This is a genomic window from Plantactinospora sp. DSM 117369 (assembly GCF_053764795.1).
Genome location: NZ_CM132446.1, coordinates 3084465 through 3099307 on the forward strand (window position 1 = coordinate 3084465; position 14843 = coordinate 3099307).

General features: G+C 71.7%; 11 protein-coding genes and 1 pseudogene. 4 read left to right on the top strand and 8 right to left on the bottom strand.

Annotation, left to right across the window (positions count from 1 at the left end):
* Nucleotides 1-2 precede the first annotated feature (2 nt).
* Nucleotides 3-767, top strand: coding sequence for an AfsA-related hotdog domain-containing protein (locus ACSMXO_RS13750; RefSeq protein ID WP_346257688.1), 765 nt, complete (start codon nt 3-5; stop codon nt 765-767).
* Nucleotides 764-2521, top strand: a complete 1758-nt coding sequence (locus tag ACSMXO_RS13755; RefSeq protein WP_455418026.1) for an acyl-CoA dehydrogenase family protein — start codon at nt 764-766, stop codon at nt 2519-2521. Before ACSMXO_RS13750 ends, ACSMXO_RS13755 begins: the two co-directional genes overlap by 4 nt.
* Nucleotides 2522-2701: 180 nt before the next feature.
* On the opposite strand, the pseudogene ACSMXO_RS13760 reads toward ACSMXO_RS13755, so the two are convergent.
* A pseudogene (locus ACSMXO_RS13760) lies at nt 2702-3943 on the bottom strand (amidohydrolase); the annotation flags it as partial.
* A 162-nt stretch (nt 3944-4105) separates the two neighbouring features.
* Here ACSMXO_RS13760 and ACSMXO_RS13765 point away from each other — a divergent pair.
* Both ACSMXO_RS13765 and ACSMXO_RS13770 read left to right on the top strand, forming a co-directional pair.
* Complete coding sequence (locus tag ACSMXO_RS13765; protein WP_318397877.1) at nt 4106-4300, top strand: thiazolylpeptide-type bacteriocin; 195 nt, start codon at nt 4106-4108, stop codon at nt 4298-4300.
* Between the two features lie 79 nt (nt 4301-4379).
* A complete protein-coding gene (locus ACSMXO_RS13770) occupies nt 4380-4559 on the top strand; it encodes a thiazolylpeptide-type bacteriocin (protein WP_346257686.1) in 180 nt (59 codons plus the stop codon).
* 75 nt (nt 4560-4634) lie between these two features.
* Here the strand turns inward: ACSMXO_RS13770 and ACSMXO_RS13775 are convergent, their stop codons facing one another.
* Genes ACSMXO_RS13775 through ACSMXO_RS13805 form a run of 7 tightly spaced genes read right to left on the bottom strand, consistent with a single transcriptional unit; the run spans nt 4635 to nt 14842 of the window.
* A complete protein-coding gene (locus ACSMXO_RS13775; protein WP_455418027.1) occupies nt 4635-6554 on the bottom strand; it encodes a TOMM precursor leader peptide-binding protein in 1920 nt (639 codons plus the stop codon).
* The gene (locus tag ACSMXO_RS13780; protein WP_346257684.1) at nt 6551-7306 is read right to left on the bottom strand and encodes an ABC transporter permease; all 756 of its coding nucleotides are present in this window, start codon (nt 7304-7306) and stop codon (nt 6551-6553) included. Before ACSMXO_RS13780 ends, ACSMXO_RS13775 begins: the two co-directional genes overlap by 4 nt.
* Nucleotides 7303-8226, bottom strand: coding sequence for an ABC transporter ATP-binding protein (locus ACSMXO_RS13785; RefSeq protein ID WP_346257811.1), 924 nt, complete (start codon nt 8224-8226; stop codon nt 7303-7305). The genes ACSMXO_RS13780 and ACSMXO_RS13785 overlap by 4 nt, the downstream gene beginning before the upstream one ends.
* The gene (locus ACSMXO_RS13790) at nt 8223-9410 is read right to left on the bottom strand and encodes a peptidase M50 (protein ID WP_455418028.1); all 1188 of its coding nucleotides are present in this window, start codon (nt 9408-9410) and stop codon (nt 8223-8225) included. Before ACSMXO_RS13790 ends, ACSMXO_RS13785 begins: the two co-directional genes overlap by 4 nt.
* A complete protein-coding gene (locus ACSMXO_RS13795) occupies nt 9407-10468 on the bottom strand; it encodes a lantibiotic dehydratase C-terminal domain-containing protein (RefSeq protein WP_455419233.1) in 1062 nt (353 codons plus the stop codon). The genes ACSMXO_RS13790 and ACSMXO_RS13795 overlap by 4 nt, the downstream gene beginning before the upstream one ends.
* Before the next feature lie 13 nt (nt 10469-10481).
* A complete protein-coding gene (locus ACSMXO_RS13800) occupies nt 10482-13199 on the bottom strand; it encodes a lantibiotic dehydratase (protein WP_455419234.1) in 2718 nt (905 codons plus the stop codon).
* An 8-nt stretch (nt 13200-13207) separates the two neighbouring features.
* Nucleotides 13208-14842: a nitroreductase family protein gene (locus ACSMXO_RS13805; protein ID WP_455418029.1), complete on the bottom strand. Its 1635-nt coding sequence runs from the start codon at nt 14840-14842 to the stop codon at nt 13208-13210.
* Nucleotide 14843: the final 1 nt, after the last annotated feature.

Sequence of the window (14843 nt, forward strand, 5' to 3'; positions counted from 1 at the left end):
CGATGAGCGACGAACCGGCGGACGTCTGGGTGGTCGGCGAGAGTTTCGTCCGGGCGACCGGGCTGCCGGACGTGCTCACCGTCGGGGAGTTGCACGAGGAGATCGCCCGGGCGGCGGTCGCGGGCCCGGCCCGCCGGCTGCGGGTACACGCCGGGCTGGGCGTCGATGCCACCACCTGGCGCGGGCTGCGCGTCGCCGCCGAGACGGACGGTGCCGGCCCGGCCGTCGAGTTCGGACCGGCCCCGCCCGACACCATTCCCCGGCACCGGGTGATCAAGCGCCGGCAGGACAACGTCCTGGTCGGCGAGCCCACCGTGGTCGACGGGGTGGCCACCGCCGCCCTGGTGGTGCCGAACGAGACCGAACTGCTCACCGACCACACCGCGGAGCGCCAGCACGTGCCGGGCGTACTGCTCATCGAGGCGGGCATCCAACTGCTCACCTGGCTGGTGGACGAACTGGTGCCGGCCACCCCGGACGGGGTGCGGCGGTACCCGGTGATGCACGCCTGCCGGTTCGACTTCCCGCGCTTCGTCTTCCCGTTCGCCGCGACCCTGCGGGCCTGGCTGGAGCAGACCGCGCCGGGCACCGCCGAGCGGGTGCCGCTGGTCGGGCATGCCCAGGTGTCGCAGGGCGGCCGGGTCTGCGCCGAGTGCGTCTTCGAGGTCAACGCCTTCGACCCCCGGCACGTCTTCGAGATCGAACATGCCCAGGCCCTCCGGGCCGCCGCCACCGCACTACCCGAGCCGAAGGAGGCGCACGCGTGAGGATCGCCGTCGGAACCGAGGAGCAGTTGCTGCGTACCCTGGACTCCGCGCTGGACCGGCCGTTGTTCGCCGCCGACCCGCCCCGGCACCTGGACGAGTACGCCCGCCGGACCTACGCCCAGCTCGAGGTGGTGAACGAGCTGGTGGGCGGCGCCTCCACGCTGCTCAAGGACTCCCGCAAGATGGCCGCAGTGCTGGAGTGGACGGCGGTGGTAGACCCGTCCCTGTTCGCCGCGGCGGCGATCCACTACGCGGTGGTGCTGACCAGCATCCGCGACCTGGGCCGGCCGGACGCCTCGCTGGTCACGGCGACCGACCGGCTGGACCGGCTGGACGCGGTGGGCGCCATTCTGATCACCGAACTCGGCCAGGGCAACAACCACATCGCGCTACAGACCCAGGCCCACTACGAGCCGGAGACCAGGACCTTCCGGCTGCACACCCCGCACCCCGGCGCCCGCAAGCTGATGGCCAGCATCGCGCTGCCCGGGGTGGCGAAGATCGGCACGGTGTACGCGGACCTGATCGTGGCCGGGCAGTCCCGGGGCACCTTCGCGTTCGTGGTGCCGCTGCGGGAACGGTCCGGGCTCACGCCCGGGGTGGTGGTGGAGCCGCTGCCCGGGACCAGTCCGGTGCCACTGGACTACTCGATCGCCTCCTTCGAGGGGGTGCGGGTGCCGTACGACCACTGGCTGCGGGACAGTGCCTCGATCAGCGAGGCGGGCGAATATCTCGACCCGCTGGGCAGCGCCGATCGGCGGATGCTGCGCTCGCTCTGCCTCTCGGCGTGGGCGTCGCTGGCCGGGGCGGTCGGGCTCGCCGCGGCGGCCCGGGCGGCAGTGGCCGTGGCGTTGCGTTACGCGAACAAGCGCACCACGCTGGGCCGGCTCTCGCCGAACCGGCCGGTGCTGGACTACCAGACCCAGCGCCACGCGCTCTACGGCGCACTCTCCGAGGCGTACGCGGTGACCGCGCTGGTCCGGCACGCCGTCGAGGACTTCCTGGCCCGGCCCTGGTCGGTCGAGGAGGCGCCCACCGACGAGGGCGCCATCACCTGGTCGCCGTGGGTCGCCGCGCACCGGGGGAACGCGCTGGCCAAGGCGGCCGCCGCAGAGATCTGCGCCGGGGTGGCCGGTGAGTGCCGGCGGCGCAGCGGTGCGCAGGGGGTGCTCTCGGCCAACCGGATCATCGCGTACGAGGGCATGGCCGAGTCGTACAACTCGGCCGGCGGCGACAACCTGCTGATCCTGCTGGACGCCGCTCGTTCGATGATCGAGGGTCCGGCACCGGACCGGCCGGTCGACCGGGTTGTCGGTGACCTGACCGACGCCCGGGAACGCCTGCACCTGGTGCGCCACCAGGAGGCGACCCTGCACCTGGAACTGGCCGAGGCGGTACGGCACGATGCTGGCTCCCCGTTCGAGTCCTGGAACCCGCACCTGGTGGACGCGGTCGCGCTGGCCACCACCCACCAGCGGCGGCTGGTCGCGGAGGCGTTCCGGCACGCCGTCGGGGCCGAGGAGCCGGGCCCGGCCCGGGACGCGCTGGCCGCGGCCGAGCTGCTGTACGGGCTGCGCGACCTGCACGAACACCGCGCCTGGCACCTCGAACGCGGCACCCTGGACGCGGCCGCGGCCCGGACCCTGGGCGGGCTGGTCGACGCGGCCGTGGACGGCGTGGGCCGGCACGCCGACACCCTGCTGGCCGGACTGGGGCTGCCGACCCGACGGCTCAACTCCCGAATGGTGCCCTAGCTCAGGGCGAAGTGTGCGTTTCCAGGGCGGCGCGGTACCCGGATGCGGCCTGGCCGCGAGTTGCTTTCGGGTTGTTGATCTTTCGGTAACAGTTCACGTAACTGGATGGGCTGTCGCTGATCCCTCAGTGCCGTTGGCAGCCTGGAGTCGTTGATCGTCCGGGTCCGCACCGAGCCAGCAGCGTGCGGCGCTCACCAGCGCCTGGATCCCGGTCGGCAGCGCGAGTGCGGCGTGCGGGGCGAACCGCGGCGAATGGTTGCCCGGGATCTGTACCAGCTTGGCAGCCGCGTCGCCGGCGGCGGCACGCCACTGAGCTGGACTGATCGTGCCCAGCATCCAGTACCCGGTGGCCACGCCGTCCACGCCGAACACGGGGAAGTCCTCGGCGGCCAGCGACGGCGGCCATCCGCCGACCCGGACGGCGCCGAACGCGTCCGCGTGCGCCGCGCGTACCCGGGCGGTGACCCAGGGATCGGGCCGGTTGACCGGGGCCTGCGCGACCACGGCGATGCGGGGATCGCCGGGCGTGCCGGCGGCGGTGCAAGCAGCCCGGACTATCCGTTCGACCGCCTCCCGCATCTGGCTCAGCGTCGCGGCCGAGTACGCGCGCATCGTGACGCCGATCGTCGCGCTGTCCGCTATCACGTTGGCGCGGCTGCCGGCCGAGAACTGCCCGACGGTGAGCACCGCCGGTTCGGACGGGGCGATCCGCTGGGAACGGATCGTCTGCAACTGCGTCACGATGGAGGCGGCGGTGACCACGGGGTCGACGCAGAGGTGGGGCATCGCCGGGTGTCCGCCCTGGCCGTCGATGGTGATTTCCAGGGTCACCGAACCTGCCGTCATCAGCTCGCCGTGTGCCACCATCCCGGCAGGAAGTGGCGCGGAGTGCTGTGCCAGCGCGACGTCGGGGCGGCCCCAGCGGTGGTAGAGCCCGTCGTCCATCATGGCCGCCGCGCCGAGCAGAGTCTCTTCGGCGGGTTGGCCGACCGCCAACAGCGTCCCCCGCCAGCGCTCCCGGTCGGCGGAGAGCACGGCGGCGGCGCCGGCGAGCGAGGCCAGGTGCAGGTCGTGCCCGCAGGCGTGCATCACCGGGACCTCGGCACCGTCGGCGCTCCGGGCGACAACGCCGCTGGCATAGGGCAGCCCGGTTTCCTCGGCAACGGGTAACGCGTCCAGTTCGGCGCGCAACAACACCGTCGGGCCGGCGCCGTTGGTGAGCCTGCCCACCACCCCGTGCCCACCCACCCCCGTGGTGACGTCGAAGCCGAATGCGCGCAGCCTGGCCGCGAAGGCCACGGCGGTCTGTGCCTCCGCTCCGGACAGTTCGGGGTTAGCGTGCAGGTGCCGGTACAAACCCATCGCCGCACGCAGGATGTCGCCGTGAACCGCACCGGTCGGCGCCAGCGCCCGGATGGCCATGTGCCAAGTCTTCGTCACCGCGCTCACAGGTCACTGTCATCGTCGGTCGGCGCCCTGCCAGCGCGCTGTGGCCGATCGGTGAGCGTCACCCGGTGGACTGTGGTGGCAAAGCCAGGCCCTCGTCCGGAGAGTCCGGCCCCGACACAGCACAAGGGAGTCCCCATGAACGCGCAGAACGAACTCGACCTCCTCGCGGAGGAGATCCTCGCCCTGGAGACGGAGACCTTCGCGATCTCCGACTACGCCGACGTCACCGAGGCGGTCCTCGCCTCGACCTCCTGCTCCGCCACCACCTCGTGCTGCAGCAGCACCACGTCGTGCACGAGCTCCAACTCGTCCAGCTCCTGCTGCGGCTGACCAGCCGATCAGCAGTGGACCCGGTGGTGGCCGGCGCGGTCGAACGCGGCGGCCACCACCGCCATACCGAGGAGTGCCCATGAACGATCAGACCGACCTCGACCTCCTGGCCGAGGAGATCCTCGCCCTGGAGACGGAGACCTTCTCGATCGCCGACTACACCGACGTCACCGAGGCCGTTCTTGCGTCGACGTCGTGCGCCACCACGTCGAGCTGCAGCTGCACGAGCTCCACCTCGTGCGCGGCGACAAGCGCCTGACCGTGGAGAACGGTTGACGGCGGTGGCCGGCAGGCGCATCAGAGCTTGGCGGCCACCGCCGTAACGAACGCGACGTTACGGGAACGGATGGGGGACCAGCCGCGGCCCGTCGACCGCACCGCCCCGCTCGCGCAGTCTCCGCTCCAGCCGGGGCATCGTGAGGGCCCGTTGGCGACGCCAGCCGAAATCTATCGGCAGCAGGCCGGGCACGATCGTGCAGACGGTACGGAGCCCCATCCCGAGCTGCTCCGGGGTGGTCTGGTCGACGACGATCACGTCGTAGCCCTTGCCGTGCAGCTCGTCCAGTACCCCCTGCAGGTCCTGGCCCAGGTCGGGATCGGGCGGCCGGGGCGTGCCGTACACCGCAGCCATCGACTCGAGTGGGCGATCGGCGAGATAGTCCTCGGCGTGTTCGCGCATCGCCGGCAGGCCGAACAGGTCGGCGTGGTCGTGCACGGTCTGGACCAGCGAGTAGTCCTCGGCCATGGCGTCGAGCTGGTGCCGCCGTCGCAGGGTCGTTCGGCGCTTGAGCGGGATGTAAGTCAGCGTTTCGGAGAGCGCGGCGGCGACGGCGCGCTCCGGCGCCAGGTGCGCCGCCGCAGCGAACGACAACAGCCCCGGTCCACCGTCGCGGCGCGCCGCCACCGTGGTGACCACGGGCACGGTCAGGTCGATGCGATTGTCGAAGGCGAGCACGTCGTAGCCCGCGAGCCGGGCGCGGTCGACCATCGTGCGCACCGCGGCGCTGTCGCACGAGTCCAGGTCGATGCGACGCAACCGCTCCCGGCCGTACCAACCGAGCACGAAGGCGTCCCGTTCGACGAGCTCCAGCAGCCCGTACAGGATCGCCTCCTCGAGGCAGCCGCCGGTGGCACAGCCGCTGGACGAGGAGAGGACGAAGTTGTCCCCGTCCGCCCCTGACATGTAGAAGCAGAACCGCCGCGGCACCAGGATCGGTTCGCCGCCGCGCATCCGGTGTCCCCATACCCAGGGGATCGGTCTGGAGGGTTCGAACCGCCGCACCATGTGGTCGGCGTCGTAGGTCTCGTCGGTGTACAAGCCGCAGGAGGTCGGATCGAGTGCCCGGTCGGCGACCTCGGTGTACGCGGCGACCAGCGGTGGGCCCGGGCGGCGCCGGTGGGTGCCGGCGTAGCGTTCCACCCCTTCGAGGTAGGCCAGGCGCAGGCTGTCGGCGAAGCTGTTGGCGTGCCCGCTCCAGGCGATGTCCATCAGGCCCGCGTAGCCACGGTTGAAGACGCCGCCGGTCACCGCGGCGGTCGTCGGCAGTACGGGGTTCATCAGCGCGCCCGCCCCGATGGCGCCGCACACCGGGTTTGCCAGCGCGCCGACCGGCAGGGGGTAGTCGTGCACGCCGCGCACACGGTACCGGTCCGGCTGGGGTTTCGGGCGCGATCGCGGCGTCTCGAACGGCGTCGCGCCGTCCGGTACGGCATCGGCACAGCTCGGGCAGAGCGGCTCGCGCAGCAGCGGCACCGTGTAGGAGCGCAGACCGCCCAGCTCTACCGAGGTGATCCGGGACAGCGTGGCACTGTCCGGGTCGAGATAGGCGCCGGCTGCGGGCGGCGAGTCGACGAGCGCGCAGAACAGGCTCCACACCGCGTCCACAATGTACTCGGGCAGCTCCGGCCAGACGCCGGTGGTGTTGAGCCCGAGGCCGACCTCCAGCGCTTCGCGTTCGGTGCGGCCACGCAGGCGCTGCCAGCGCACGCCAAGGCAGTGTCCACAAGGCTTCGAGTGACCGGGAGCACCGCCCCACGGCCCGAGCAGCACCGCGCCGCCGGTCAGGTGGACGTTGGCGGCGCGGCGTACCGGGTCGGGGGCGATCGTGACGTCAACGGCACCGAGCGTGACCACCGCGGGCGGCTCGCCGCCGGGCACCCGGCGCGCCGACCATCGGGCGTCGAGGTCGCGCTGGAGCTGGACCGCGCCGGCGGCGAGCGGGGCCTCCGGCGCGGTCTGGAGTGCACGCGTCATTCCTCGTTGCCCCACTTGAACAGGCGCAGGCCGACCGCGGTGAAGACGGCGCCGAACCCGAGCAGCGCCAGGCAGGCGACCCAGTACGCCTTCGCCTCACCGGCGCCCGCGAGAGAGTAGACCAGGGCATCGTCGACGTAGCGCAACGGCATCGCGTACGAGACGCTCTGCAGCCAACCCGGCATGAGCTCGACCGGGATGAACGCGCCGGACAGGAACGCCATGGGTATGACGACGCAGTTGGTGACGGCTCCCACCGCCTCCGGGGTGTTCGCCGCCGAACCGATGATCAGCCCGAGCGCCAGGAAGGTGGCGATGGTCAGCAGCATGATGGGCAGCGCGAGCGGCCAGGGCCCGGCCACCGTCATGTTGAACGGTGGAAGCATCGCGACCGCGATGAACAGCACGCACTGGGCGATCCCGACGAAGACGGCGACGACGAGGCGGGCGAGCATCACGCTGGAGGCCCGGGAGGGTGTGAGCCGGATCAGCCGCAGCAGGTCGTCCCGGCGCCACTGCACGAGCATGAAGGCGATCCCGAACACCGCCGCGTTGCCCAACCCCCAGGACAGCACGCCCGGGGCGATGAAGTCGATGTATTCGTTGCCGGTCTCCTCCACCTCCTGGCCCTGGAAGATCAGGCCGAAGATGACGAGGAAGATCAGCGGGAAGGCGAACGTGAAGAAGATCGTCGCCGTGTCCCGGGCGCTCGCCTTGACGGTGGCCCGGGTCAGCGCCACGAAGGCGGTCATGACTGTGCTCCGATCAGTTCCAGGTAGACGTCTTCCAACGTGGCCGACTTGGTCTGCATCCCGGCCAGGTCGGTGGTGGCGCCGAGTGCGGCAAGCACCTGGGGGAGCTGCTGGGTGTGCAGGATGAGCGTGTCGCTCTCCACCGTCACCGAGTCGACACCGTCGACGTTGAGGGCTTGCTCCGGCGCGAGCCGGCCGACCGGCAGCAACAGCTGGCTGCCCACGGCGGCACGGCTGATGAGTTGACGCGGCGCGTCCAGCGCCACTATCCGACCGCGGTGCAGGATGGCGACGCGGTCGCAGAGCGCTTCCGCCTCGTCGAGGTGGTGGGTGGTGTACACGATGGTCTTTCCAGCCCCTTTGAGCTGGCGCAGCATGACCCACAGGTCCCGACGGGCCTGCGGGTCCAGCGCGCCGGTCGGCTCGTCCAGAAAGATCACCTGGGGCTGGTGCACCAGGGCAGAGGCGATGGCGAGCCGTTGCCGCTGGCCGCCGGAGACGTTGGACACCCGCACATCGGCCGAATCGGTCAGCCCGACCTGGTCCAGCGCCCGCTGCGCGGCCTGCCGGTCCAGGCCGTAGAGCGCCGCGACCGTCTCCAGGTGCTCGCGCGCGGTCAGTCGCGGGAAGAACGCCGACTGCTGCGTCTGCACCCCGATCAACGGCAGCAGTGCCAGGTTGCGCGGCGCCGGGCGGTGGCCGAGCACCGTGACGGTGCCGGCATCCGGCACCCGCAGTCCTTCGATGATTTCGATCAGGGTGGTCTTTCCCGCGCCGTTCGGCCCGAGCAACCCGATGAACTCGCCGCGCGGCACGTTCAGGGTCACGTCGTCGACGGCGCGCACCTCACCGTAGGACTTGCTCAGCCGCGTGACCGCCACGGCCGGTTCTGCGTTTGTTTCCATCGCCTTGCCTCTCACTGGGTTCGTTGGTGGTGCGCGGTTTGCTGGGTTGGTGCGGCCCGCACGGGACGCCGCTGCCGGCTGGCGAGCCATAGGGTGATGGTCAGTACGACGGCCGCCGCCGACACGGCGTACCCGGCGTGACCGAGGTACGGCCGCAACAGGTCACCGGCGCCGTACGCGATGGCCGTGCCGGCGCCGGCGATCGTGGCGTGCCACGCCATGCCGTACAGGCCGAGCACCAACCGGGCCCGCCTCGGGTAGCGCGGACCGCGTCGGGTCAGCCAGTACCGGGGCCGCGACCAGAGGTACCAGCGGCTCTCCTCGGCGAGCGCGACCATGCCGACCTGGTGACTGAGCATCTTGTACCCGTCCAGCGGCGGTACTGGGACGAAGTTGACGAGGCTCTGCACCGCGCCGGCGACGACCACCGCCGCCGCGAACCGGTGCCCGGCCGAGCCGTCCGCTGTCACCTGCCAGGCGAGCGCGAAGGGGACGACGAGGAGGCTGTTCGCCACGCCGCCCGCGGCCGCGATGACGACCTGCTGCGCGCGTGCGGGCAGGTACTGGTACTCCTCCACCCGGCAGCTGAAGGCCAGCAGGTTGAGCCGGACGACCCGGCAGCCGAAATGGATCGCCGCGACGCCGTGCGCCAGCTCGTGCAGCATCGCGCTGAGGTAGCAGACCGCGGCGATCCCGGCCACGTGGCGCCAGTCGCCGAACGCCGGCGCGGCGGCCCGCCACAGTCCGGGAGCCGCCGCCGCGAGCGAGCCGTACATGGCCAGCAACCCGACACCGAGGACGACGCCGGACGGGGCCGAGAAGACCCACGCGAACGCGGCGGCGAGCCGGCCCAGCGTGCGCGGTGGCGCGACCGCGCGCCCCTCCGGCGCCCCGGGCGGCCGCAGCAGGTCACGCTGGTGCAGCAGCCACAGCAGCTGCGACCACTGCGCCGGGCCCAGCCGGCGGCCGAACCGGGCCGCGTACTCCTCGCCGATCTCGGCCAGCGACCGCTGCCCGTCCAACCGGCTCAGCAGGAACCGCTCCTTGGCCGCGACCTCGAACGCCTTGCCGCCACGGACCTTCACCAGATAGATCCGGTCCGGCCCGCGGCCCAGCTCCCGGGAGAACAGCAGGTCCGACCGCACCCGCGGCCGGTTGGTGAGGAGCGTCGCCCTGTCGCTCAGCGCGCTGTCGGTCATCTCGCCGCCAACGAGTCACGCACCGCCCTGCCCAGCAGGTACGCCAGGTAGGCTTCGTCCCTGAGTGTGACGTACAGCCGGTTGTTCGTCATGTGCAGGTACGGCGAGAGCAACCGCGGCAGGGCCACGCGCGGGTCGGTGACAGTGACGGCGGGAGTGCCCTCCGGGAAGGCAAACGTCAGCTGCCCCGACTCGGCCAGCCGCCCCGCCCGCTCCCGCAGTTGCGCGGCGTGCTCGGCCCAGCCGCGCAGGAACGCCGGCAACCGGTGCTGCTCGCCGCGGTCCAGCGCACCGAGGATGGGCTGGAACCGCCGGTCCAGGTCCGGCGCCAGCCGCTCGTACATGGTCGCGTAGTCGATGCCGTTGACGAAGTCGGTGCCGGCGAAGGCCCGGTGCCAGAAGTCGTGGTAGATGCCCAGGAACTCGGCCAGCTCGGCGCGGTCGGGCAGGAACGTGCCGGCCGTCACCAGCATCAGCTGCGCCGCGGTGCCCAGCGTCACCGGCCGCAGGTGGAGGTTCATCGTCCGGACCGCGTCGATCAGCACGTCGCTGGAGTACTCGAAATGCCATTCGGCGAGGGCGACACCGGCCGGGCCGCCGTACTTGCCGTACTCCGGCTCGTAGGGGCGGTAGCTGAAGGAGTTGTTCGGCTGCATCCGCACGTTGCCGTCCGGGCCGACCAGCTCGGCCGGCTTGCCCTGGGGAAACTCCAGGTCGAACAGGAGGTTGTAGAGCTCCGCCCGGTAACCGGCGTCCAGCTCGTACAGCGCCGGTCGTTCGGTCAGGAACCGTTGGATGGCCGCATCGGCCGCGGCGCGTACGGCGGGCTCGTCGGCGGCGGTGCGGAGCTTGAGCCGCAGCCGGACGTGCGGGCCTTCGAGCCAGTAGTTGATGAAGAAGTAGCAGGCCAGCAGGTTCCGCGCGCGCAACTCGTCGACCAGCGGCCGGATGCATTCGGTCAGCATCGGCCGGGCGCTGCCGCCGTAGAAGATGTGGATGGCCAGCCACCGCCCAGGCTCGGCGGCGAGGGCCTCTCCGGCCGCCGCCGGCTCCGTCACAGGCATCTCCGTCTCAGGCATCTCCGGCTCCGTCCGTCGGGGAGATCGGGAAGGTCTCGATGGCGAACTCGGCGACGTGGCCACCGCGGTCGGAGCTCGCCACCAGCTCGTCGCCGGCGGGCAGCATCTCGCGCAGCACCACGCGGTCCTCGGCGCCGTCCAGCGACGCCTCCAAGGCCAGCAGCGACAGGTAGCTGTCACAGTCGACGTACTGGGGCTTCGGTTTCGCTTTCGCCCGACCACCGCTCCCACCGTGGACGGTCGCGAACATCTGGGCGGGCAACCCGTTCGCCCGTCGCCACCGCTGCCAGCCGAGGAACCAGGCGGTGTCGGTGTCGCCATCACCGCGACGCGGAAGCGCGGCCGCCGTCATCGACCAGCTTCGCCGGCTGATCACCACGTCACCGACGCGGACCCGTGGACGCGTGGTGACGCCCTCCACGGCCGGCGGCTTCGGCACACCCCGCCACAGGTCGAGCGGGGCCATCGACGTCGGCGACAGCAGCAGGAGCGTGCGGTGTAGCTGTGGCAGCGCCATCGGCACCAGGTAGCCCAGGTATACCGGGATTACCTCCTTGCCCAGCCGGTGGGAACGCAGCACCACCTGGTCGGTGTCGACGTCGTGCTGCACGTACAGGTCGGCCAGGGGCAGTTGGTTGGCCTCCGGCACCAGGCTCGTCTCCCCGGGGCAGACGATGACGTAGTCGGTGAGCTGCGCGTGCAGGTTCAGGTTGGTGGTCGCCGCGCCGCCGGTCAGCTCGGCGAAGACGGCTCCCGGCGGCGCGACGGCGGCCGCCTGCGCCCGCAGGTGCGCGGAGAGCGCGGTGTCCTCGAAGCAGTGCGTGAAGCGGCTGAAGGGGAACGACAGCCCGCCGAGGGACTGGTTGAGCACCAGCAGGGGGCCCTCCCGCCGCCGGGCGACCTGGACGAGGTGAGCCTGCGGCCGGAACCCGCCGAGCAGGTCGCGCACGCCTCGAGTGAGCTTGTTCAGCACCGTGGGATCGAGCTTCAGCTCGGGCGCGTCCGGAGCCGCCGCGGCAGCCGAGCGCAGGTAGTCGGCGAAGTCCTGCCTGGCCCGGTCGAGCGCCGGCAACTCCGGCCGGCCGAGCCAGTTCTCCTCGGGCCGGTAGGTACCGTCCTCGGCGAACGGTCGCAGGTCGGCGGTGTAGGAGGCGTACTGCTCGTACAGATCCTCGTGGAAGTCCTCGACGAGGCGCAGCAGGTCGTCGCAGCGACCGCCCCTGCCGTACCTGGCCAGGAAGAAGCCGTGGAACGTGACCCGGTGCGGCAGCGTCATGTCGAAGGCCGGCAGCACCCCTTCCACCGCGGCGAGGTCGCCGCCGACCAGCCGTCGCCACTCGTCGGCCGGCGTGGACAGGTCCTCATCGACGCGGCAGTCCTCGTAGAGCAGGGCCTGCGGCAGGGACGCCGCCTCGGCTCCCAGCCAGACCTGGATGTCCCGCAGGGCCCCCCGCAACCGGCGCAGGGCGGACCGCCGGTCGGCGAGTTCACCGACGCGGAACGCCTCGACGAGCTCGATCGGCTCGGCCAGGCGTAGCGCCAGGTCGTCGGCCCAGGGCCGGTCGAGGGTGGTGAGGAAGTCCCGGAGGTTGCGCAGCGGATCGGGCGTGTGCACCTCGACGGCGAACCCGTCGACCTGGAGGATGCCCAGCCGGAGCAGGATGGACAGATACTCCTCGCACTGCTCCGGGCTCGCCTGTGTCTGCTGCCGCAGCCAGGCGGCGAGGTCCGCGCAACGCCGCGCACCGTCCTGGAGCAGACCGGTGAGCTGGTCGAGCAGGCCGCTGCGACGCAGGTAGAACAGCCCGTCCTGGATCGAGTCGAAGCTGACCGAAGCGCTGTCGTCGCCGGGCGTGACCCAACGCCGCACGTACCGCACCCGCTCGGCGTCCTGGCGCAGGCCGGGGCTCAACACCACCGGCAGGTCGCCCCGGCGGCCGAGGTCGGCGCTGATCGCATCCACGATGCGGGTCACCACGACCACGTTGAGCCTGACGTAGCGGTGCCACCGCGTCGGCACCGCAAGATCCGGTTCGGCCGCGCCCGCGTCGAACTCGCCCACTCCGATCCCCGTGAACGAGCTGAAGGGGCTGGTCTTGCACGCGGTGCGGTAGAGGTACGACAGGACCGACCGTTCCACCCGCCGCATCTTCTTCGCCGGCGGCGGCGAGCCGTCACGCCCCGCGAAGGCGACAAGCTGCTCGTCCAGTGCCGGTGACGCGATCTGGATACCGGCGCGCAGCCGCGGGTCGCCGGAGAGGCGCCACAGCTCGGCGCGGGAGTCGTCGATCTCCTTGTCGAGCCGGGTGCCCAACTCCTGCCGCAGCCACGCCATCCGCTGCGCGAGGGCCAGCCAGTCCCGTACCGGGTCGACCGCGGTCGGGTCGACCGCGGCCACCGCGGCGAGCGCGCCCTCCTGGTCGGCGGGGAGCACCACCTTGAAGATCTGCCGGCGCAGCGCGAGCAGCCGCCGTCGGGACTCGCTGTCTTCGTTGGCTCCGACCAGGTGGTGCAGCACGTCGCTGACGCGGTCCGCGTCGGCGCGCAGCTCGGCTTCGAGGTCGAGGAGCTCGCCGGCGTACCTGGCCGCCTCCGGGCATCGCAGCGCCGCCACCGTGTCGTACGGCAGGCCGCCGACCCGTACCGCGAAGTGGGTACCCAGACGGCGTCGTGGCGGCGCGACTTCCTCGGCTGTGCGGAACGTCATCATGGCCCGGCTCACCGCAGCTCGTGCCGGTAGTCGCCGGGCAGGTCTCGCTCGTGGCCGGCGAGCATGATCAGCAGTGGCGTCTCGCCGGTCGCGTCGAGCCCAAGCTCCTCGACGTAGGAGACGCCGTCGAACCCGAGCGCGACACCGCAGCCGACGTCGAGCGCCGCCGCGGCGGTGTAGACGTTCTGCGCCACCGCGCCGATCGTCGCGTTCACGACGTTGTAGCCACGAGGGCCGACCGCGTCCAGCACCGCGTGTACCCGGATGGTCGGCACTATCACCACGGCGGCCTGCTCCAGGTTGTAGTTGGGCAGGAAGTAGTTGCGCTGTAGGAACATGCCGGGTGGGCCGGGCCGGATGGCGCGCAGTTCGTGGCGCGCCGGGTCGTACTCGTAGCTGCCGGGTGCCACCCCGTCGACGTGGTTGACGAAGAGATAGAACTTCGCCAGGTCCCCGTCGTCACTGGTGATCTCGGTCGGCAGGCGCGCGGAAGATGCGGCGGTGAGCAGCGCGGCCAGGTCGGCCCCGTCCATCGCGGCGCTGCCGTCGAACCGGCCGAAGCTGCTGCGCCGACGGCTCAGCGCGGTGCGGATCGGCATGTCCATCCTGCGCGCCGGTGGAAGCGCCACCCGGTCGCCGCCATCGGGCACGGGCCTGGCCGCGGCGGCGGCCAGGGCACTCGATTCCGGCCGGGGCGTGGCCGACTCCGCCGTCTCCCGGTGGACGCGCCGCAACGCGTCGAAGGTCAGTACGACGCGGGACCGCTCGGAGTCGCGCCGCAGCACCGAGGCACCGTCGGTCGCCGTCGCCGTCGCCGTCGCCGTCGCCGTCGCCGCGGCCGCCCGGGGCGGCGCGTGGGTCGCCCCGGCCGCCGTCCACCTCAGCGGTACGACGGTGAACAGGCCCTCGTCGTCCGGGGGCACTCCGAGCAGGTGGCGCAGCGCCGCCTGGTCGAACCAGAACCTCGGCTCGATCCGCCGCCGCTGGCCACCGGCCCACAGCCGCCAGGTCTGCAGCAGCGTACCCACATCCATCGACACCGCGTGATACGAGAAGTTGTTGTACTTGAAGGAGTTCGCCCAGTACTTGACGCCGACCACCAGGAACTGGGTGGAGTCGTCCGGGAGGTCGGCGGCCGCGCGTACCCTCGCCGTCACGTCACCGGCCAGCAACCGCTGCATCGCGTGGTGCCGGCAGGAGTAGTGGTACACCCCTGGGCAGACTCCGGCCCCGGGCCCGGCGATCCAGTAGACGCTGCATGGGTAGAGGCCACCGCCGGAGGCGGTGCCGCGGTGCCAGGTCGCCCGTGCGTACCACGGATACCCGGGTGTGTCGGTGTTGGCCTGGAGGCCGAGCCGGCGGCCGATCAGCCCGTAGGAGTCGCGGAGCATGGCGCCCAGCATCGGCAGGCTGAACGCCTCGTCCCCCGGCTCCCCGGCGATGCCCGCACCGACCGTGGCGGAGTGCGGCGGTGGCATGTCGGGCAACGGGAACGACAGGGCACCGGGGTAGTACTTCGTCGGCCGGGGCTTGTCCGACCAGTCGGGGTTGAAGTCGACCGGTGGCATCGGAACCCGGTTGCGCATAAGGACTGCCGTCGCGTACTCGTGCGCGTAGCTGCCGGCAGTGTCGGTTGTCGTCATC